The sequence below is a fragment of the Hallella mizrahii genome (assembly GCF_009695775.1).
GTDB classification, from domain to species: Bacteria; Bacteroidota; Bacteroidia; order Bacteroidales; family Bacteroidaceae; genus Prevotella; species Prevotella mizrahii.
In genome coordinates, this window is record NZ_VUNG01000049.1 from 1 (window position 1) to 22,238 (window position 22,238).

At 51.1% G+C, this 22,238-nt stretch carries 18 protein-coding genes; 16 read left to right on the forward strand and 2 right to left on the reverse strand.

Features of this window, described 5'->3' with window-relative positions; translation table 11 throughout:
• Positions 1-219: 219 nt before the first annotated feature.
• From pta to FYJ73_RS13845, 3 genes are all read left to right on the forward strand, one after another.
• Positions 220-1,263, forward strand: a complete 1,044-nt coding sequence (pta, locus tag FYJ73_RS13835; RefSeq protein ID WP_154535328.1) for a phosphate acetyltransferase — start codon at positions 220-222, stop codon at positions 1,261-1,263.
• A 57-nt stretch (positions 1,264-1,320) separates the two neighbouring features.
• Positions 1,321-2,526 (forward strand): acetate/propionate family kinase, encoded by a 1,206-nt coding sequence (locus FYJ73_RS13840; RefSeq protein ID WP_154535329.1) that lies wholly within the window; start codon positions 1,321-1,323, stop codon positions 2,524-2,526.
• 108 nt (positions 2,527-2,634) lie between these two features.
• A complete protein-coding gene (locus FYJ73_RS13845; RefSeq protein WP_154535330.1) occupies positions 2,635-3,672 on the forward strand; it encodes a sugar kinase in 1,038 nt (345 codons plus the stop codon).
• Between the two features lie 755 nt (positions 3,673-4,427).
• Here the strand turns inward: FYJ73_RS13845 and FYJ73_RS13850 are convergent.
• Positions 4,428-5,195, reverse strand: a complete 768-nt coding sequence (locus tag FYJ73_RS13850) for a UDP-2,3-diacylglucosamine diphosphatase (RefSeq protein ID WP_154535331.1) — start codon at positions 5,193-5,195, stop codon at positions 4,428-4,430.
• Between the two features lie 103 nt (positions 5,196-5,298).
• Positions 5,299-5,619, reverse strand: coding sequence for a metal-sulfur cluster assembly factor (locus FYJ73_RS13855; RefSeq protein WP_154535332.1), 321 nt, complete (start codon positions 5,617-5,619; stop codon positions 5,299-5,301).
• 313 nt (positions 5,620-5,932) lie between these two features.
• Between FYJ73_RS13855 and FYJ73_RS13860 the strand changes: the two genes are divergently transcribed.
• From FYJ73_RS13860 to FYJ73_RS13920, 13 genes are all read left to right on the forward strand, one after another.
• A complete protein-coding gene (locus FYJ73_RS13860) occupies positions 5,933-6,403 on the forward strand; it encodes an arginine repressor (RefSeq protein WP_154535333.1) in 471 nt (156 codons plus the stop codon).
• A 36-nt stretch (positions 6,404-6,439) separates the two neighbouring features.
• The gene (locus FYJ73_RS13865) at positions 6,440-7,036 is read left to right on the forward strand and encodes a GNAT family N-acetyltransferase (RefSeq protein WP_154535334.1); all 597 of its coding nucleotides are present in this window, start codon (positions 6,440-6,442) and stop codon (positions 7,034-7,036) included.
• Positions 7,037-7,216: 180 nt separating this feature from the next.
• Positions 7,217-7,684 (forward strand): endonuclease domain-containing protein, encoded by a 468-nt coding sequence (locus tag FYJ73_RS13870; protein ID WP_154535335.1) that lies wholly within the window; start codon positions 7,217-7,219, stop codon positions 7,682-7,684.
• 122 nt (positions 7,685-7,806) lie between these two features.
• Complete coding sequence (locus FYJ73_RS13875) at positions 7,807-9,009, forward strand: argininosuccinate synthase (protein ID WP_336509617.1); 1,203 nt, start codon at positions 7,807-7,809, stop codon at positions 9,007-9,009.
• A 16-nt stretch (positions 9,010-9,025) separates the two neighbouring features.
• Positions 9,026-10,042 (forward strand): N-acetyl-gamma-glutamyl-phosphate reductase, encoded by a 1,017-nt coding sequence (gene argC, locus FYJ73_RS13880; RefSeq protein ID WP_154535337.1) that lies wholly within the window; start codon positions 9,026-9,028, stop codon positions 10,040-10,042.
• An 18-nt stretch (positions 10,043-10,060) separates the two neighbouring features.
• The gene (locus FYJ73_RS13885) at positions 10,061-11,203 is read left to right on the forward strand and encodes an aspartate aminotransferase family protein (RefSeq protein WP_154535338.1); all 1,143 of its coding nucleotides are present in this window, start codon (positions 10,061-10,063) and stop codon (positions 11,201-11,203) included.
• Between the two features lie 48 nt (positions 11,204-11,251).
• On the forward strand, positions 11,252-12,034 hold the full coding sequence (gene proC, locus FYJ73_RS13890; RefSeq protein ID WP_154535339.1) for a pyrroline-5-carboxylate reductase: 783 nt from the start codon (positions 11,252-11,254) through the stop codon (positions 12,032-12,034).
• Between the two features lie 6 nt (positions 12,035-12,040).
• Positions 12,041-13,111: a glutamate 5-kinase gene (gene proB / locus FYJ73_RS13895; RefSeq protein WP_154535340.1), complete on the forward strand. Its 1,071-nt coding sequence runs from the start codon at positions 12,041-12,043 to the stop codon at positions 13,109-13,111.
• A gap of 79 nt (positions 13,112-13,190) precedes the next feature.
• Positions 13,191-14,438 carry a glutamate-5-semialdehyde dehydrogenase gene (locus tag FYJ73_RS13900; RefSeq protein WP_154535341.1) on the forward strand — a complete coding sequence of 416 codons (1,248 nt, stop codon included), beginning with the start codon at positions 13,191-13,193 and terminating at the stop codon, positions 14,436-14,438.
• A gap of 112 nt (positions 14,439-14,550) precedes the next feature.
• Entirely contained in the window at positions 14,551-15,546 is a 996-nt protein-coding gene (locus FYJ73_RS13905) for a Rossmann-fold NAD(P)-binding domain-containing protein (RefSeq protein WP_154535342.1), read from the forward strand.
• A 502-nt stretch (positions 15,547-16,048) separates the two neighbouring features.
• Entirely contained in the window at positions 16,049-19,312 is a 3,264-nt protein-coding gene (locus FYJ73_RS13910; protein ID WP_154535343.1) for a SusC/RagA family TonB-linked outer membrane protein, read from the forward strand.
• A gap of 11 nt (positions 19,313-19,323) precedes the next feature.
• Positions 19,324-21,084, forward strand: coding sequence for a RagB/SusD family nutrient uptake outer membrane protein (locus tag FYJ73_RS13915; RefSeq protein ID WP_154535344.1), 1,761 nt, complete (start codon positions 19,324-19,326; stop codon positions 21,082-21,084).
• A gap of 31 nt (positions 21,085-21,115) precedes the next feature.
• Positions 21,116-22,238 (forward strand): hypothetical protein (locus FYJ73_RS13920; RefSeq protein WP_154535345.1); only part of this gene is annotated, 1,123 nt, incomplete at its 3' end.

A 22,238-nucleotide genomic window follows, 5' to 3' on the forward strand; every position in this document is an offset into this window, starting at 1 on the left:
CATCGTGGGGTAAGGGGATGGTGTGCACAAATCGGACAAAATTCACGCTCATACTATCATGATGCATAGTGTTCACGCTCTTTACTGCAATTGAGATTGTCATTGAGATTGCTTGCGGATTTTAGGATTTATTGATTTGTTGCCGTCTGTTTGGTCACCTCGCAAAGATTCCGTAACTTTGTAACATCGACATACCAAAACTAATATATTACCGACACTATGAGTTTATTAGAGCAAATTGTTGCGCGTGCTAAGTCTAACAAGCAGCGCATCGTGCTCCCCGAAGCTGAAGAGGAGCGCACTCTGAAGGCTGCCGACCGTGTACTGGCCGACGACCTGGCCGACCTGATCTTGATCGGCAATCCCGAAAACATCCGCAAGGAAGCCAAAGAGTGGGGCCTCGCCAACATCGACAAGGCTACTATCGTTGACCCGCAGCACTGCGAGAAGACCGAGGAGTATGCCACCCTGCTGGCTGAGCTTCGCAAGAAAAAGGGCATGACCGTAGAGCAGGCCCGCGAGCTGGTAACGAAGAACAACCTCTATCTTGGCTGCATGATCATCAAGACCGGCGACGCTGACGGTCAGATCTCCGGTGCGCTGAGCACTACAGGCGACACGCTGCGTCCGGCTCTACAGATCATCAAATGCGCTCCAGGAGTGACTTGCGTCAGCGGCGCCATGCTGCTCATCACCGACCAGAAGCAATATGGCGAGGACGGTATCGTGGTCATGGGCGACGTAGCTGTCACGCCTAACCCCACTGCCGACCAGCTGGCTCAGATTGCTTACTGCACCGCCGATACCGCAAAGAGCGTGGCAGGCATCAAGGATCCGCGTGTGGCCATGCTGAGCTTCTCCACCAAAGGCTCCGCCAAGGATGCCAAGGACAAGACTACAGGCAAGAGCGTCTATATCATCGACAAGGTTGTCGACGCCACAAAGATCGCTCACGAGAAATATCCAGAGCTGAAAGTCGACGGCGAGCTGCAGGCCGACGCCGCACTCGTGCCCTCTGTGGGCGAGTTCAAGGCACCGGGCTCTCCTATCGCCGGACATGCCAATGTGCTCGTAGTGCCTAACCTCGAAGTGGGCAACATCGGCTACAAGCTCGTTCAGCGTCTTGGCGGTGCCATCGCCATTGGTCCTATCCTACAGGGTATTGCCCGTCCAGTCAACGACCTGAGCCGCGGATGCTCTGTCGATGACATCTACTACATGGTCGCCATCACGTCATGCCAGGCAATGGATGCCAAGAAATGATGAATGCTTCCAACATTCAACATTGATATTACTCACCATTCAACACTCAACATTAAGATGAAGATTTTGGTTCTGAACTGCGGTAGCAGTTCCATTAAGTACAAGTTATACGACATGACCGACGAGAGCGTTCTCGCACAGGGTGGCGCAGAGCGCATCGGTCTCGACGAGGCTTTTGTCAAAGTGACGCTGAAAGACGGCTCAAAGGAAAAGATCATGCACGACATGCCGTCGCACAAAGAAGGTGTGAAATTCGTGCTTGACCTCCTCGTGGATCCCAAGTACGGCTGCCTGAAGAGCCTCGACGAGATCGACGCCGTGGGACACCGTATCGTGCAGGGCGGTGACCTCTTTGAGAAGAGTTGTATCGTCACTCCCGAGGTGGAGAAAGGCATTGAGAGCCTCATCGACCTTGCGCCGGTGCACAACAAGGGTCACCTGGCCGGCCTCCGCGCTGTCGATGCCCTCATGCCCGGTACACCGCAGGTGACCGTGTTCGACAATGCTTTCCACAGCACCATGCCGCCGTATGCTTATCTCTATGCTGTGCCTTATGAGTTCTATACCAAGTGGCACGTGCGCCGCTATGGTTTCCACGGCACCTCTCACCGCTATGTCTCTCAGCGCGTATGCGAGTTCCTCGGCGTGGACATCAAGACGCAGAAGATCATCACCTGCCATATCGGCAACGGTGCCAGCGTGGCTGCCGTGAAGTATGGCAAGGTCATCGACACCTCCATGGGTCTGACTCCTTTGGCCGGACTGATGATGGGTAGCCGCTCAGGCGACATCGACCCGTCGGCTGTCACCTATCTGATGCAGAAGACCGGTATGGGACCTCAGGAGATGGCCGATTTCCTCAACAAGCAGAGCGGCGTGCTCGGCATCACCGGCATCTCCAGCGATATGCGTGAGATCGAGAATGCCGACAACGAAGGCAACGAGCGCGCTCATCTCGCACTGCAGATGTACAACTACCGCATCAAGAAATACATCGGCGCATACGCTGCTGCCATGAACGGTGTCGACATTATCGTGTGGACCGCCGGCGTGGGCGAGAACCAGGAAGGCGTGCGCTGGGATGCCTGCTCCGGTCTGGAGTACCTCGGCGTGAAGATGGACAAGGAGCGCAACCATGTGCGCTCGAAGGAGCAGATCCTCTCCGCCGACGATTCCAAGGTGAAGGTGGTGATGATTCCTACCGACGAAGAGATTGTCATTGCCCGCGACACCCGCGACCTCGTAGAGGCACAGAAGAAGTAATATCGCAACCAACTCAAAGGCGGACGCTCACGACGGGCTGTCCGCCTTTTTTAGTTTTATATTATCAAGCAAGTTTTCTGCCAAGTAATAATAAGGAGAGAAAAGGATATGAAGATTGTTACATTCGGAGAAATCATGTTGCGCCTGTCCAAGCATGGTGCCATGAGGCTGACACAGGGCAACTCCTTTGACGCCAACTACGGCGGTTCTGAGGCCAACGTGGCAGTGAGTCTGGCAATGCTCGGCGACGACGTGGAGTATGTCACCCGTGTGCCCGACAATGCCATCGGCGAGGCGGCACTCATGCACCTGAGGGAATACGGTGTCGACGTGAGCCATACGGTCAAGGGTGGCAAGCGGTTGGGCACCTACTATTTCGAGCCATCTGCAGCCATGCGCTCATCGAGAGTGGTATATGACCGTGACGACTCTGCATTCAACACCCTATCCTTCGGCGACATCAACTGGGAACAGATATTGAAGGAGACTGCATTGTTTCATTGCTCGGGAATCACTTGCGCTACCAGCCAGGATGCCCTTGACACCACGATGGATGCCGTGCATCGGGCCTTTGAGAGCGGTGTAGAACTCACCTGCGACATCAACTACCGCGCCAACCTGTGGAAATATCCGGGAGCCAACGCCCGAAAAGCCCTCGACGAACTCATGCAGTACAGCTCGTTTATCTTTGGCGACCAGAACGAGTGGTACGTGGCCAGTGGGCTCGATCCCATTCCTTTCACTGCTTTGGATGAAAGCTATCAGTTTGACATAGACGCTTACCGCCGCTATTTCGACAGGCTCCACAAGATGTTCCCGCGTGCCGAGCGCATGCTCATGGCGCACCGCAACCAACTATCGTTCCAGCATCATGTCAATGCCGGCGTGCTGTGGGCTAACGGCGAAATATACACCTCGCGCATCTACGACATCCAGCCCATCGTAGATCAGATGGGCGTGGGCGACGCGTGGGTTGCCGCGTTTATCCATGCGCGCCACCGATGGCCTGATGACGACCGCCATTGTCTGGAGTTCTCCACAGCTGCCGCGTCATTGAAAAATACCGTTCCCGGTGATCAGAACTTAGTGAGCGAGCAGGAGATCCTCGCAGCAATGCAAGGAGGCAACGGCCGCATCGACCGCTAAGAAAGGCCTTTGAAAACGTCAAAATGCCGGAACAGAATGATCCTCCCAGTATCCTTGCACATATTGATACTGTCTTAGGACAAGAGAGGCTGAACTGTTGCGTCCACTCTTGACTTGGATAATATCTTACAAAAAGTAAAAAACCTTGTCAATAGAAACTTTCGAAATAGAAAGCAAAAATGGGGACTGATGACAGAAAATGACGAAAAAAGGCGTTGAAGAACCGACCTGACCGCATCATCTCACTGAGATGAGCGACTCATCTCAGTGAGATGATGCGGTCATCTCGGTGAGATGATACGGTCATCTCAGTGAGATGACATGGTAAAAATCCGTTTTTTAAGCGTTAAGGAAAAGTTTTCAAAACAGGATCTTCACAACATGCTGATTAATAAGCATTTACTATTCTTGCTTAAAATTCCGTTCTTTCAGAGCAATTATTGCATTGCTTCCTAAAAATCAATTCTCAGAGAAGGTTAGAGATAAAAAATATTGATATTATACAATAGATATCTCGTTCACTCCCACAATCATTTATCAATTTGGAAACCGGGAAATCCCGAAAAAGATCGTATGCGACGGTCGTCCTGCTTTTTTTTGAGCATGACGATCATCCCGTTTTCCGTGACGGCCGCTTTTGTCTATTGGTTAAACCGCGACGACAATTCTGTATATCCGTGACGACCGCTCTGCTTGATTGTTCCGGTCGTCACGTATCGTTTACTCTGTCATTTTTCTCTGTCAGACAACGTTCATTACGGTCTGCTTTCCCCCTCGACATATTCCTCAAGCAGCAGATGCTCGCCGTCGAAGACGGCATAGGTGAACTGCGTGATCCAGTCTCCAAGAATCAGCATCCGTGCCTTGCGGTTGAGCGTCAGTTCCAGCTCTATATGACGGTGACCATAGATGAAATAGTCGATGTCGGGATGCGTCTTCATGTATTCCTTTGTCCACAGCACCAAATACTCTCTGTCTTCACCCATGTATGGCGGTTCCTTACCGTCGGCACGCTTGAGCCGGCTGTGCTTGGCCCAGTTGAGCCCCAGCTGCATGCCCCACCAGGGATGGAAGAAGTTGAGCAAACGCTGACAGCCACGGTTGTGGAAAATCTTGCGCAACAGTTTGAACTTGTTGTCTGGGTCGCCCAGTCCGTCGCCATGTGCCAAATAGAACTCCTTGCCGTAGATCTCTGTCGTCAACGGGTGACGGTGAAGGATCACACCGCACTCCTCCTCGAGATAGCCATACGTCCAAATATCATGATTGCCGGTGAAGAAATGCACTTCCACGCCCAAGTCCGTCAACTCCGATATCTTACCTAAGAAACGCGTAAAGCCTTTCGGCACCACATATTTATATTCGTTCCAAAAGTCAAACATGTCACCGAGCATATACACAGCGGCTGCCTTGTCCTTGATGCTGTCAAGGAAACGCACCAGCCGGCGTTCCTGGGTACGACGATGAGGAATAGCCAGCGACCCTAAGTGTGCGTCCGATAAAAAGTATATGTTCTTTCTCATAGCTATCAAAGTTTTGTTAGACATCCTATTCCTTCCATCATTCTTCACTCAACATTCAACATTGCTCTCATTCATCCTTCAACATTGAACATTCAACCGGGCCTTAGTCCAGCCCCAGTTCTACTCTTGCTTCCTCGCTCATCATACTTTGATCCCATACGGGGTCAAAGACCAGATTGACATTGGCAGCCTTCACGCCGTCTACACTCTCTACTTTAGTGCGGACGTCTTCAAGAATGAAATCTGCGGCAGGGCAGGATGGTGCCGTGAAAGTCATGTCCATATCGACCGTGCCATCATCCTTCACGTCTATCTTATAGATCATGCCAAGGTTCCATATATCCACCGGGATCTCCGGATCGTATACTGTTTTCAGCACATCCACGATGCGCTCTTCTATCTTTGTCTTTTCTTCTTGTGTCATCTTCCGAATGATTATATCATATAATGTGTATGCTTGATGTTGCGAATTTAATAAAAAGTTTCCAATCTGCCAAAGAAAAGCGGACAATAGCACTAAAAACTTCAGCAATATATTGACTCAGCGCAATCAGCCCACCGGTTTCCTGCCATGCTTGAAACAACTCAGCAAAACGGCGATTATGGATAAATATTACAGCTGATATACATTACTTCGACGAAATATTATAATTTTCTGTAGAAAACCGTGTTTTTATTTGGATTATATGATTATTTTGTGTATTTTTGCAACCGTTTAAAGAATAAATATCCAGTACATGAAGATTAAAGACAGACGGCTCGAAGCTATCAAGCTGATCATCTCCAGCAAAGAGATTGGCAGCCAGGAGGAATTGCTGGTAGACCTGAAGAAAGAAGGATTCCTGCTCACACAAGCCACGCTAAGCCGAGACCTCAAACAGCTGAAGGTTGCTAAAGCTGCCAGCATGAACGGGCACTATGTCTACGTGTTGCCCAACGAGACAATGTATAAGCGAGTGCACAAGCCACTACCGGCCAACGAGATGATGGGAGCCTCCGGATTTCAGTCGATACGCTTCTCACGCAATATCGGCGTCATACGCACACGACCGGGATATGCCAGCTCCATCGCCTACAACATCGACAACAGCGACATCCCCGAAATCTTGGGAACCATCGCCGGTGACGACACCATTATTATCGTACTCAAAGAGGGAACGGACAGAAAAGCCATCTCTGATTGTCTGAACGACATCATGTTGGAATAAACATTCGGATAAGACAAGATTATAGATAACAACACCATGGAAGAAATCAAAGTGATGGTGGCCGACGAGAGTCATATCAAATATGTCGACACCATACTGAAAACCATCGCCGACGCAGCCAAGGTTCGCGGCACCGGCATCGCCAAGCGCTCACCGGAGTACGTGGCCACAAAGATGAAAGAAGCCAAAGCTGTCATTGCACTGCAAGGCGAGAAGTTTGCCGGATTCAGCTACATCGAGACATGGGGCAATAAACACTATGTCACTACCTCGGGACTGATTGTACACCCTGACTTCCGAGGAAAAGGAGTAGCCAAGCGCATCAAGAATCTTACCTTTACGCTCGCACGCGTCCGATGGCCACATGCCAAGATCTTCTCGCTGACCAGCGGGTCGGCAGTGATGAAGATGAACACGCAACTGGGATACCTTCCGGTGACCTTCAACGATCTCACCGATGACGAGAGCTTCTGGAGAGGATGCGAGGGGTGCATCAACAGCGACATCCTCCACCGCACCAACCGCCGCTATTGCATCTGCACCGCCATGCTTTTCGACCCGGAAGAGCAACTGCCGGTGAAGCTACCAGAAGATGTCGTGAAACGAATCCGACAAATAGAGGCCCACCCCTAACCCCTCCCGAGGGAGGGGAATGGAGCCCACCCCTAACCCCTCCCGAGAGAGGGGAATGGAGCCCACCCCTAACCCCTCCCGAAGGAGGGGAATGGAGCCCACCCCTAACCCCTCCCGAGGGAGGGGAATGGCAAAACCACAATACATAATATAAATAATACATAATTAATATAGGAGAAGATGGAGGAAAATGCCAAGAGTAATAATGGGGATGAGCAACAGGATGGTAAGCAAAAGAATAACAGGCGAAAGCAACAATACCAAACGGCTGATTGTGCTTACTATGGGCTGCTAAAAGAGTTTGCACATGAGAATAGACGAAACCCTACTAAAGAAGAAAGCATTCTGTGGGCATTTCTCCAACATAGACAATTAGGAGTTCGCTTCCGTAGACAACACATCATTGGACAGTTCATTGTTGACTTTTGTTGTCTCTCAGTGAAACTGGTCATTGAAGTAGACGGAGGATACCATCAACTCCCCGGTCAACAATTCTCTGATGAGGAGCGCGCGACATGGTTGCAGAGTCAGGGATTTACAGTCATCCGATTCACTAATGATCAGATATTAAGTGATCCTGATGCCGTTGCAAGGGCTATACAAAAGGAAGTGGAAGTCCTTCAGAATGCACGAGGAGAGGATTCGTAAAACTTATATAATAACAAGGTTTAAACAATAAAAAGATGGAAAAGAAGAATATAAAAAATAATAGTATGGCTAATAACAGTAGTAAGGGTATTGCAACTCCCCTCCCTCGGGAGGGGGCGGGGGTGGGCTCTAAGTCTGTCGTCGTCGCCTATTCAGGCGGACTTGATACATCATACACAGTCATGAAGCTCACCCAAGAGGGTTGGGACGTATATGCTGCCTGCGCCAACACAGGCGGATTCAGTGCCGAACAGCTGAAGAAAAACGAAGAAAACGCTTACAAGCTCGGGGCTAAGAAATATGTCACACTCGACGTGACGCATGAATACTACGAAAAGAGCCTAAAGTATATGATCTTCGGCAACGTGCTGCGCAACAATTGCTATCCTATCTCGGTCAGTTCGGAGCGTATCTTCCAGGCTATCGCTATCGCACGATACGCCAAGGAGATTGGTGCTGACGCCATCGCACACGGATCTACTGGTGCCGGCAACGACCAGATACGGTTCGACATGACCTTCCTCGTCATGGCACCCGGCGTGAAGATCATCACGCTCACTCGTGACCACGCTCTCTCGCGTAAAGAGGAAGTAGACTACCTCAACGAGCACGGCTTCTTTGCTGACTTCACCAAGCTGAAGTATTCCTATAATGTTGGCATCTGGGGCACGAGTATCTGCGGTGGCGAGCTCCTCGACCCTACACAAGGACTGCCCGAGGAGGCTTATCTCAAGCATGTCACCGCCAAAGAACCGGAAGCCGAACTGCGCATCACGTTCAAGGAGGGCGAGATTGCAGCTGTCAATGGTAAGGAGTATACCGACAAGGTAGAGGCTATTCAGGCGATCGAGGCCATCGGTGCCAGCTATGCTATCGGCCGCGACTGCAATGTCGGCGATACGATCATCGGCATCAAGGGACGCGTCGGCTTTGAGGCTGCCGCTCCGAAGCTGATCATCGAGGCACACCGCCTGCTCGAAAAGTCTACGCTCTCGAAATGGCAGCAGTACTGGAAAGACCAGATTGGCAACTGGTACGGCATGTTCCTCCACGAGAGCCAGTATCTCGAACCCGTCATGCCCGACATGGAGGCTTTCCTCACCAGTAGCCAGCGTCACGTCAATGGCACCGCCATACTGAAGCTGCGTCCCTACAGCTTCGAGACCGTAGGCGTTGACTCGCCTGACGACCTCACCAAGTCGAAACTCGGCGAATACGGCGAGATGCAGCACGGATGGACGGCCGACGATGCCAAGGGATTCATCAAAGTGCTCTCCACACCGCTGCGCGCCTACTATGGCATGCATCCGGGAGAAAGAGAATAAAAAGAGAGGAAAGATCATGATAAGAATAGGTATACTTGGCGGGGCCGGCTATACGGCAGGAGAGCTCATCCGCCTGCTCATCAACCATCCCGAGGCGGAGCTCGTCTTCGTCAACAGCGAGAGCAACGCCGGAAACCTCATCACCGACGTGCACGAGGGACTCTACGGCGATACTGATCTTCGCTTTACCAGCGAGATGCCCTTCGACGATGTCGACGTGCTCTTCTTCTGCTTCGGCCACGGCAAGAGCGAGCGATTCCTCGCTGAGCACAACGTGCCCGTCAAGGTGAAGATCATCGATCTGGCACAGGATTTCCGTCTTGCGCCAACCAACGGACTTCCCGCTGACGATGTCGCCGCCACCAAGCCTACACCGGCTGTGCATGACTTCGTCTATGGCCTGCCTGAGATCAACCGCGAACGTATACGCGCGGCTCGACATATCGCCAACCCCGGTTGCTTTGCCACGTGCATCCAGCTCGGCTTGCTGCCTGCTGCCAAGATGGGGCTTATTAACTCGGCGGTTAGCGTCAACGCCATCACGGGCAGTACGGGAGCCGGCGTAAAGCCCGGTGCTACCACCCATTTCTCGTGGCGCAACAACAATCTGAGCATCTACAAGGCTTTCACTCACCAGCATATTCCCGAGATTCGACAAAGCATCTGTCAGGTACAAGGACATCTCGACTCTGACATCGACTTCATCCCCTACCGGGGTGACTTCGCCCGCGGCATCTTTGCCACTGAGGTCATCCGTACTGACAAGGACGCAGAGACAATCGTTCAAGGTTACAAGGATTTCTACAAAGAGGAACCTTTTACACACTATGTCGACAAGCCGCTCGACCTGAAGCAGGTGGTCAACACCAACAAGGCACACGTCCACTGCGACATCATCGACGGCAAGCTTCTCGTCACCTCCTGCATCGACAACCTGCTTAAAGGTGCTGTCGGACAGGCGGTGGAGAATATGAATCTGATGTTTGGCCTCGATGAGACCACAGGACTGAGGCTTAAGCCATCGGCTTTCTAACTATATATAATCAATCACATGAAACTATTCGACGTTTATCCATTATATGATGTCAACATTGTCAAGGGCAAAGGCGTCCATGTATGGGACGACAAAGGCCAGGAGTACCTCGACCTCTATGGTGGCCATGCTGTCATCAGCATCGGACATTGCCATCCTCACTATGTCGACATGCTCACCAAGCAACTCAACCAGCTTGGCTTCTACTCCAACAGTGTCATCAACCTGCTACAGCGTCAGCTTGCCGAGCGGCTGGGCAAGATCTGCGGCTACGACGACTATCAGCTCTTCCTGATCAACAGTGGTGCTGAGGCCAACGAGAATGCGCTGAAGCTTGCCAGCTTCCACAATGGCCGCACACGTGTGCTCTCTGCCGAGAAAGCTTTCCATGGCCGCACCTCACTGGCCGTAGAGGTAACGGGGAACCCGAAGATCGTGGCACCCATCAACGACAATGGTCATGTGACCTTCCTGCCCTACAACGATTTGGAGGCTTGGGAGCGCGAGCTTGCCAAGGGCGATGTGTGCGCCTGTATCCTGGAGTGCATCCAAGGAGTAGGCGGATGCAATGTCGCCACCAAGGAATTTGCGCAGGGACTTGCCAAGGCCTGCAAAAAATATGGTGCTGTGCTCATCTGCGATGAGATACAGTGTGGCTACGGACGGTCGGGCAAGTTCTTTGCCCATCAATGGCTCGACATACGTCCCGACCTCATCACTGTCGCCAAGGGTATCGGAAATGGATTCCCCATGGCTGCCGTGCTCATCTCACCGGAGTTCCAGCCCGTCTACGGACAGTTAGGCACTACATTTGGCGGTAACCATCTGGCATGTACCGCAGCCTTGGCCGTGCTCGACGTCTTCGAGCAGGAACATCTCGTTGACAATGCCCATGAGGTGGGCGAATATTTCATCGACGAGCTGAAGCAACTGCAAAAGACCGAGCCGCATATCAAGGAAGTGCGTGGACGCGGACTGATGATTGGACTCGTGCTCGACGTGCCGCAGAAAGAGGTCCGCAGCAAGCTCATCTACGAGCAACACGTCTTCACGGGAGCTGCCGGCACCGACGTACTGCGCATCCTTCCGCCGCTTTGCCTGACCAAGGCCGATGCCGACGACTTCATCTATCGTCTCAAGCGTGTTTTCGCCAGCATGTAGGAAATCTGTTAGATAGTACTATATATAATAAGGTATACCATTCATATTATGAAAATCGCAGTAATTGGAGCCGGTGAGATGGGCGGAGCCTTTGCCACCGGCTTATTGAAGACCGACTTGTTCAAGCCCGAGGACATCACCGTGGCCAATCCTCATGAAGGCAAACTCAAACCATTTGCCGAGCAGGGCACCAGCGTGACCACCGACAACAAAGTGGCGGCCGCCGTGGCGGACATCGTCGTACTCGCCGTGAAGCCTAAGGTGGTGAAGGGCGTCATCGACGAGATCAAAGAGGAACTCGACTACAGCAAGCAGACCATCGTGAACATGGCAGCCAGCATCAAGCTCGATCAGCTTGAGGCATGGCTTATCAGCGGTGGCGACGTGCCGGCTATCTGTCAGGCTATCCCCAACATCGGCATCGCTCACCGGCAGTCGATGACTTTCCTCTCTCCCAACGACAAGGCTGCCGCAAGCCCGAAGCCGGTTCTCGACATCTTCAACGCTTTGGGCAAGACCATGGTCGTCGATGAGGATCTCTTGGGAGCTGGAACGGCAATGGCAGGATGCGGCATTGCCTACGTACTGCGTTTCATCCGGGCAGCTTCCGAGGCCGGCGTGGAACTAGGCTTCAAGGCTGATGATGCCAAGAACATTATACTACAAACCATCAAAGGCGCTGGCTCGTTGCTCGCCGAAGGATGTCATCCCGAGGCTGAGATCGACAAGGTGACCACGCCCGGCGGCATGACCATTAAAGGGCTGAACACGCTTGAGGCCAATGGCTTCACCCATGCTGTGATAGAAGGCTTCAAGGGTAGTTTGAAATAACAACCAATGAAAAGAATAGTAGTGAAAGTGGGCAGCAACGTGCTCACACGAGATGACGGCAAACTCGACGTGACGAGGATGTCGGCCATCGTCGACCAGATCGTATGGCTAAGGCACCACGACTACGAGGTCATCCTCGTGTCATCGGGTGCCATGGCTTGCGGGCGCAACGAGATTGACGTAGAGCACAAGCTCGACAGCGTAGAGCAGCGACAACTCTTCTCTGCTCTTGGCCAAGTGAAACTCGTGGGACTCTACTACGACCTTTTCCGTGAGTATGGTTGCCATGTAGGTCAGGTGCTCACGATGAAAGAGAGCTTCTCCACACGCGGCCAGTATCTCAACCAGCGGGCTTGTATGCAGGTGATGCTTGAAAACGGTGTCATCCCCATTGTCAATGAGAACGACACGGTGAGCGTCACCGAGCTGATGTTCACCGACAACGACGAGCTCTCGGGACTCATCGCCTCCATGCTGGATTGCGACACGCTTGTCATCCTGAGCAACGTCGACGGCATCTACAACGGAGATCCGAAGGAACCCGGCACGCGCGTCATACCAATGGTCAACTACGACCGCGATTTGGGAGAATATATTATCAATCAAAAGAGTGGCTTCGGACGTGGCGGAATGGTCACTAAAGCGCATATTGCAGGCAAAGTGGCAGACGAAGGCATCAAGGTTATCATCGCCAACGGAAAGACCGACAACATCCTCATCGACTTGGCCCAGCATCCGCAACAGACCATGCACACTGAGTTCCGGCCCAACCCCAATCCCACGTCTACCGTGAAAAAGTGGATTGCACACAGCGAGAGCTTCGCCAAAGGTGTCGTCTACGTCAATGCCAAGGCTGCCGAAGCCCTGCGTGGCAAGCAGGCCGTAAGCCTGTTGCTTGTCGGAGTGACAAAGATTGAGGGAGATTTCGAGGAGGGCGATATCGTGAGCATCGTTGATGAGCAAAAAAAACTTGTTGCCGTCGGACGCAGTGCTTACAATGCGAATGAAGCACGCGACAACATTGGAAAGCACGAAGTACGCCCACTTGTGCACTACGATTATATGTATATGGAGTGAAGCAACATATATGTGGAGATTGAAAGCACCTATATATAATAGATAGAAATCTCCTATATATAATAAGGAGTAAAACACTATGTTAGAAGATATATTCCACCGAGTCAAGCTGGCCAGCAAGTCCCTGCCCAATATGGATGAAGCACTGCGCAACCGTCTGCTGTGTCTTGTGGCCGATGCCATAGAGAAAGAAACTGAGACTTTACTGGCTGCCAACCGTGAAGATTTGGCGGCAATAGACAAGAGCAATCCCATGTATGACCGTTTGCAGCTGACACCCGCACGCCTGAAAGAGATTGCTGACAACATGCGCCATGTAGCCACGCTGCCCTCACCCTTGGGCAAAGTGCTCAAGCACAAGACACTGCCCAACGGGCTGGATCTTCGACGCGTGAGCGTGCCTTTCGGTGTCATAGGCGTGGTCTATGAGGCCCGTCCCAATGTCACCTTCGACGTCTTTGCCCTTTGTCTGAAAAGTGGCAACGCCAGCATCTTGAAGTGTGGTAAGGATGCCTTTCGCTCCTGTCAGGCTGGCGTAGACCTCATCCACCGAGTACTGGAGTCGGTACATGTCAGTCCCGACATCGTGGCCCTGCTGCCTGCTACCCACGAGGCAACAGCAGCATTGCTTCAGGCCGTTGGCTATGTCGACCTCTGTATACCCCGTGGCGGCAAGCGGCTCATCAGCTTTGTACGCGACACGGCAAAGGTTCCGGTCATCGAGACGGGGGCTGGCGTCGTGCACTGCTATTTCGACAAGCGGGGCGACGTGGCCATGGGACAACGCATCATTGACAATGCCAAAACGCGCCGCTGCTCGGTATGCAATACCCTCGACTGTCTGATCATCCATTCCTCACGGCTGAGCGATCTGCCACAACTGGTAAAGCCCTTAGCCGATAAGCAGGTGAAGCTACATGCCGACCCGCGTGCTTATGCTGCCCTGCAAGGACGCTATCCCGCCGACCTGCTCGTTCCTGTTGCTGACGATGACGAGTGGAACACAGAATGGCTGAGCATGCAGATGGGCATAAAGACTGTCGACTCCATCGACGAAGCGCTTGAGCACATCGACACCTATGGCAGCGGACACAGCGAGAGCATCGTCACAGACGACCGAGCTGCCGCCCGGCATTTTCAGCAAGCCGTCGACGCTGCATGCGTCTATGTCAATGCGCCAACAAGCTTCACCGACGGCGCACAGTTCGGCCTTGGTGCCGAGATAGGCATCAGCACGCAGAAACTGGGAGCCCGCGGCCCTATGGCACTGGAAGAGATGACCACCTACAAGTGGCTCATCAATGGCAACGGACAGGTGCGCCCCTAACGGCTAACACAGGCCCGGCCATCCTGTCCCCCGTTCTCCTTTCCTTTATATAATACATCACGCATGTCGTTCTGTAAGCAGCGGCTGTGCCGTTGCCCATAATTTTTTATTTATGAAAACATTCTTCAACGTACAAGACCTTGGCCCCTTGCAGGCCGCTCTGAAAGAAGCCGAAGAGGTAAAAGCCAACCGCTTCGCCTATCAGCAGTTGGGCAAGAACAAAACACTGCTGATGATTTTCTTCAATAACTCCTTGCGCACGCGCCTCTCCACACAAAAGGCTGCCATGAACCTCGGCATGAATGTCATCGTACTCGATGTCAATGCCGGTGCATGGAAACTCGAGACTGAGCGAGGTGTCATCATGGACGGCGACAAAAGCGAGCATCTCTTGGAAGCTATCCCCGTGATGGGCTGCTATTGCGACATCATCGCTGTACGCTCTTTTGCCGGACTCAGTGACCGCGATTACGACTACGCCGAGACCATTGTCGGCCAATTCGTGAAGTATTCCGGCCGCCCTGTAGTAGCCATGGAGACCGCCACTGTGCATCCGCTTCAAGCCTTTGCCGACCTGATCACCATCCATGAGAAGTGGACTGAACTCAACGCCAACCCATCCAACCAACCCTCGCATAAGCGTCCAAAGGTGGTCCTTACCTGGGCTCCTCACTGCCGTGCCCTGCCACAGGCCGTTCCCAACTCGTTTGCCCAATGGATGAATGCCGCTGACGTAGACTTTGTTATCACCCAGCCCGAAGGCTACGAGCTTGACCCAAAGTTTGTTGGTGACGCTCGAGTAGAGTACGATCAACACAAAGCTTTGGAGGACGCTGACTTTGTCTATGCCAAGAATTGGAGTTGCCCAGGCGTAAAGAACAAGGGCAACTATGGCAAGATCCTGTCCAAAGATGCCAGTTGGACCATCGACAGCGAGCACATGAGCTGGACCAACTATGGATATTTCATGCACTGTCTGCCCGTGCGCCGTGGACTTATCGTCACCGACGATGTCATCGAGAGCCCACACAGCCTTGTCATTCCTGAGGCTGCTAACCGCGAGATTTCCGCCGAGGTGGTTCTCAAACGAGTATTAGAGACGCTCTAATGATACTATCATATATAAATAATACTATAATATATAAAAGAGAGTACACTTCTTTGTACTCTCTTTTGTTGCTTTCAAACTCATACAACCCTTTGAAATAATGTTTCTTGTCTGTTGGAATATACAATATAGTATCAAGATTGGATAATAAAATACAACAAGCTTATCTTGCCTTTTAGAACTTATTCACTTAGATAAAAAAGTATCAATAATAGCAAAGATAATATTACGGATTTATATAATAAAACCGTATCTTTGCGATTGTAAACAGACGAGAAAACCTAAGGAGCACTAAAAACCAACTAATTGGAGTCACCTTGGTCGTCAGCCATAGCAACAATCGAAGTCAAAATAATTAAGAACCAATTATCCATTATGCAAGAATCACCCTGAAAAAGAACCATCCTATTGCCGGACAATAGGACAAGCAAGCGATCGTAGTCAATACTATCGCGCTCAAGAACCCAATCATCATCAAAGAAAAAACCTAGAACGAAGTAGTATGAATTTTAATCTTAACAAAACCATGCTGTTGATGGGTGCCTGCACTGCTTTGGGACTTGCCTATAGCCCCTGTGTACATGCAGCCTCACCAAGCCTAATGGCGCAAGCTGTGCAGCAGGCAAAGAAAGTCACCGGACATGTCGTTGACGTAGATGGCCCTGTCATCGGTGCCAGTGTTGTGGAGAAGGGAAATCCTAAGAACGGTGCTGTCACTGACCTTGATGGCAACTTCACGCTAAACGTCAAGCCTGGTGCCACGCTTGTCGTTTCTTACATAGGCTATAAGACACAGGAGGTTGCCGTGGGCAACCAATCCAACCTTGCCATCACTATGAAGGCCGACGACAAGACTCTTGAGGATGTTGTCGTCGTCGGTTATGGTGTACAGAAAAAGAAACTCGTCACCGGCGCCACTGTAGAGGTCAAGGGTGAAGATATCGAAAAGATGAATACCACTCAGGTGCTCGGTGCTTTGCAGAGCAAAACTCCGGGTGTGAACATTACGGCCGTTTCCGGTCAGCCTGGTGATGGTTTCAAAGTAGCAGTGCGTGGTGCTGGTACCAACAGTGATACCAAGCCTATCTATGTTATTGATGGAGTAGCTGGCGGCGACATCAATAACCTCAATCCTGCTGACATCGAACGCATTGATGTGTTGAAGGACGCAGCATCTGCAGCCATCTATGGTGCCAACGGTGCTAATGGCGTGATCCTTATCACTACCAAGCAAGGTAAAGCTGGCAAGATTTCCGTCAGCTATGATGGCAACATCGGCTGGCAGAACATGTATCGCATCCCTAAACTCTTGAACGCTAAGCAGTACATGCAGGTGCAGGACATGGTATCAATGAACAATGGCGGATCAGCTTATGACTGGTCAAAGTATATCGATGCAGACCTGCTGAAAGCTTATCAGGATGGTTCAAATGCTGGTACTGACTGGTTAGACATTCTGCGTAACAAGAATGCTATCACCACCAATCATGACATCAACATCACCGGTGGTTCCGACCGTAGCAGATTCTCTACAGGTGTTGGTTATCAGTATCAGGACGGTATCCTCGGCGGCGACTATGCAAAGTCCGATTTCCGTCGTTTCACCATCCGCTTGAATTCAGAGCATGTCCTCTACCGCAACGACAAAGGACTGGACGTGGTGAAGTTCGGCGAAAACCTCTACTTCCAGCATCGTGAGAAGCAAGGTATCCAGATTGGCAACCAGTACAGCAATGTCCTTTCTACCGCTTTGCGTGCCAATCCTTGCGTACCTGTTTATGACAAGGATGGCAACTATTTTGACTCTGACGACTTGAAGAAATCCGGTACCGAGGGCTGGATGAACTATAACTCCTATACCCTCAACCCAATCTATCAGTTGGTCAACAGTCAGAGCGCCAACAATAAGAGCCGCAACTTCACGCTCAATGCTATCGGCTATATTGAAGTTCAGCCTATCAAGGGACTCACTTATCGTGGGCAGGTCAACTACAGTCAGAACTCTTACTCCTATCGTTACTTCCTACCTATCTACAGTGCTAACACTACCAACAAGGATGGCTTCCGCACAACGGATGAGACCAACCAACAGATGGGTCTTGGCTGGACATGGAGTATGACCCACACGCTGAACTATAAGTTTGCTTTGAACAATCATCATTTCGATGCTCTTGTCGGTACCGAGTACTATCAGACACGTCCGGGTATGGGTGAGAGTCTGACAGGTATGGCTACCAGCAGCATCTATGGTGACTTCAAGCATGGCTATCTCTCGCTGACCAAAGACCGTAACGGTGGTGCTACTGTCACTGGTACTCCTTATACTGACGAGACAGCAAACTCTTACTTCGGCCGTATCAACTACGACTACAACGAGACTTATATGTTCAGTGCCATTCTCCGTGCTGATGGTTCATCCCGTTTCGCCGACGGACACCGATGGGGCTACTTCCCCTCTTTCTCAGCCGGTTGGGTGATCAGCAACGAGAAATTCATGCAACCCACAGCTTCTTGGCTTGACTTCTTGAAGTTCCGTGCCGGCTGGGGTCAGAATGGTAATAAGAATATTGGCGATGCCTTTGGCTATCTGGCTACATTCTCTTATGGAGATTACGGCAACTACTCCTTCGGAAACACCAAGGAGAATTCTACTCAGGGTGCTTATTTGAGCCGTCTTTCCAATGATGATCTTAAATGGGAAACTTCTGAGCAGACCGACCTCGGTATCGATGCCCGCTTCCTGAATGGTCGCTTGGGCGCTACGATGGACTGGTACTACAAGAAGACGAAGGATCTGCTCGTACAGGTTCAGGTTCCAGGAACCTCAGGCTTCTCTACGCAGTGGCAGAACGCCGGTACCGTACGTAATACCGGTTTTGAAATCGCACTTAACTGGAACGACAAGATTGGCCGCGACTTCAACTATGGCGTGAACTGGAACATGGCCTACAACAGCAACAAGGTTACCAAGATCAACAATGCCAACCATTACAATGAAGGCGGTAATGACTTGCTTGCTCAGAACACAGGTATCATGGCACGTATGGAAGAAGGACACCCAATTGGCTACTTCTATGGCTACAAGACCGAGGGCGTGATGCAGAATGCAGCCGACATTCAGGCTTATCTCGACAAGAACTGTGGCGGCAACGCTGCCAACTCATTGCAGGGAACAGACATCAAGCCGGGTGATCTGAAATTTGTGGATGTCAACCACGATGGTAAGATCGATGCCAACGACAAGACTGAGCTTGGCGATCCTAACCCCGATGTGACCATGGGCTTTGGCTTCAACATTGGCTACAAGGGCTTCGACTTGAGTGCTACAGCATATGGTGCTTTCGGACAGCAAGTGATGCGCTCTTGGCGTAAGTTCACCGATGGTCAGTATGAAAACTATACCACAGAGGTATACAAGTACTGGCATGGTGAGGGCACTTCCAACAAATATCCTCGCCTGGCTCCGGGCAACACAGGTCCAAACTGGCAACAAATCTCTGACATCTATTGCGAGAACGCCAGCTACCTGCGTTTGCAGAATCTCACCGTTGGCTATGACTTCAAGAGCATTTGGAAGAGCTGTCCGTTTGAGCAGTTGCGCCTCTACTTCACTGCTCAGAATCTGTTCACCATTACCGGTTACGACGGTATGGATCCTGAGAACGGTATGGCTCTCAACAGCAGCGAGCCTTGGGTGACCGGTGTGGATGTCGGCAATTATCCTTCACCGCGAACATACCTGATTGGTGTCAATATTAAATTCTAAAACCAGAAACAATGAACAAGCTATTATATTTATTGTCAGCAGCCACGGTAAGTCTCACGCTGGCATCCTGCTCTTTGGATGCTGACGACATTACCGAAGCTACCACCGACAAGTTCCCTACAAAGGAAGAGGACGCAACAGCCTCGCTTGCCGGCGTATATAATAATCTAAACCAGGTGGCCGCCACACCACAGGAGTCATTCCTCTATGTTTCCATGCTGGCCAGTGACGACAACCTCGGTGGTGGTGGTACCAACGATAAGCTCATGCAGGCTGAGGACTTGCTCTGCAATTATAACCAGAACATGACCGAGCAGTTCTACAAGGATCGCTATCAGGGCATTTCCCGTGCCAACATCTTGATAGAAGCTCTGCCGAAGATCTCTTCTCTGTCTGATGATGTGCGCAACACCGATTTGGGCGAAGCTCTCTTCCTTCGTGCTTTCTACCACTACGAGCTTGCCTCCATGTATGGCAACGTGCCCTTGATGACATCGGCAACAGGTAAAGTAGTGAAGCAGGGTGACGTGAAGACCCTCTGGGGACAGATCCTTCAGGACTTTTACCAGGCCACACAGTTGCTGCCCGCAAAGCGCCGCAACGACGGACATGTGGACAAGTACACTGCAGAAGGTATGCTGGCACGCGCCTGGTTGTTCTACACTGGTATGTACTGCAACGGCACAGAATTGAAGGATTTGGTCAGCACCACGTACAACCCTCTTACAGAAGTTGATCTTCCCGATGGCACCAAGCTGACGAAGAAGATGGTTTCTGACCTCGTCGATGACTGTGTCAACAAATCTGGCTACTCTCTTGTTTCTGACTATCGTAACCTCTGGGCCTATACCAACCGCTGTACAGTGGAAGACTATGACTACACCAAAGGTAAGGGCTTGAAATGGGTAGAGAACGACCAGACTCAGGCAAGCGACAGCAATCCGGAGTCTATGTTCGCCATCAAGTTCAACAAACTTGCTTCTTGGAGCACGACCATCGGCTATGCCAATGGTTACGCACTTCACTTCGGCATGCGTGGCGGCCAGGACTACGCTAATACGTTCCCCTTCGGCCAAGGCTGGGGTGCAGGTCCTGTAGCTCCCAATCTTGTAAAGGAGTGGAAAGCTGACGAGCCCAACGATATGCGTCTAGAAGCTTCTATCCAGGATGTCAACAAGCTGCCGGCTTACAAGAAAGGCGGTTGGGCTGACTTCGTTCAGGAGACCGACTATTACGAGAAGAAGATTTCTCCTATTTCTGCCAAGGACGGCAACAAGTATGTATGCTGCTTCGAGGATTTGATGTATGGTGACAAGGGCGGACTCAGTGGCGGCTATGGCAACAACATGCAACTCGATAACATCCATGACCTTGTACTTCTGCGCTTCGCTGACGTGCTGCTCATGCAGAGCGAGTTGGAAGAGAACGTAAGTGGTATCAACAAAGTGCGTGCTCGTGCCGGACTGGCTCCTATTGCATCATACTCTCTCAAAGCTCTTCAAAACGAACGTCGTCATGAGCTCGCTTTCGAAGGTGTACGTTGGAATGACATCCGTCGCTGGCATATCGCCGCTCAGGCTTTGGAGGCACAGAACAACCAGCCTGTCTACTATTGTGGCAAGGAGGCCAAGAACACAGCTCACAATGGTGGCTATGCAGCCCGCTACAATGCTACAGCAGGATTCTTCAAGATGCCTGAGAACCAGATCTCCTTGGGTGGCGTAGAACAAAACCCAGGCTGGGACAACAGTTCCGAATACCAGGGCTGGTAAACGCTTTGTTTCACTTTAAAAGAACATTGACATGAAAAAGATATTTTTTGCAATGCCTCTGCTGGCCTTGGCATTAGCTTCCTGTGATCCTTCTGATATTGAAGGTGGATCTGAGTGGAGAGATGTCGCCGCTGACCAGCTTAAGGTAAGTGCCACACCCGTTCAAGTGGACGGAAAGAACTCCAACCAAATACATGTGGTCTGCAATTCCCCGACCAATGTGGCTTGGCAGGCAGACCAGTTGATAGAGAAAACTACTAACACTGTTTCTGCTGATGCTACCATCTATTTCACCAAGTTGGGACAAAACACAGTAAAGTGCCTGACAACCAATGATGGCGGTACTCCCGAGGAGAAAGACCTTACGGTACAAGTAGATACCATCACTTACCTCACCGATGATCTGAAGAATCGTCTTTGCGTCGGTCAGACGGGTGGTGCCGATCACTTTGGCGTAGGCTTTAACAAAGCCCTTATCAAAGTAGAGCAAGACAAGGATGCTCAAGGCCGACTGGGCAACAAACTGAATATTGTCAGCAATGTCAACCCTGTGCTCTGCACGTTTAAGTGGGGAACCACAACGCTTGACAAGAACATCGGTTCGCTGACTGTCTATGACATCGACAAGCCTTTGAAGCTTTCTGTGGATATCATGGATGCAGCAGGCAACACGAAAACTATCGATCTCGGTGAATACACAGCTCAGACTTACACCGAAGCACCTGCTGAGATTAAGCTGATCACCGGTTGCGATCCTAAGGATCCAACGACAGCCAATGCTACCAAGACATGGGTGCTCTCAGCTGGCAACAACTGGGGTAATGGCGCAAGCACTGATGCTGCCGGGAGCTGGTGGACTACTGATGTCACTGGTCAGGGTGGTTCTTACGGCGAGATGACCTTCTCTTGGAAGGACGGTACGCTGACAACAACCATCTATGATGAGTCCAACCAACGCGGTGACAAGAGTGGAACTGGTACATTTAAGCTTGACTTCTCTGCACGCAACACCAGTACGAATGTTATCTGTAACCTCATCACAAGTGGTTCTGGCAACATTGTCTTTCCATACATTATCAATGAGAATTACAAGGAGAGCCATAACTTTGAGATTACCAAGGTCACAGATGAAGATCTATACATCCGTGCCCAGC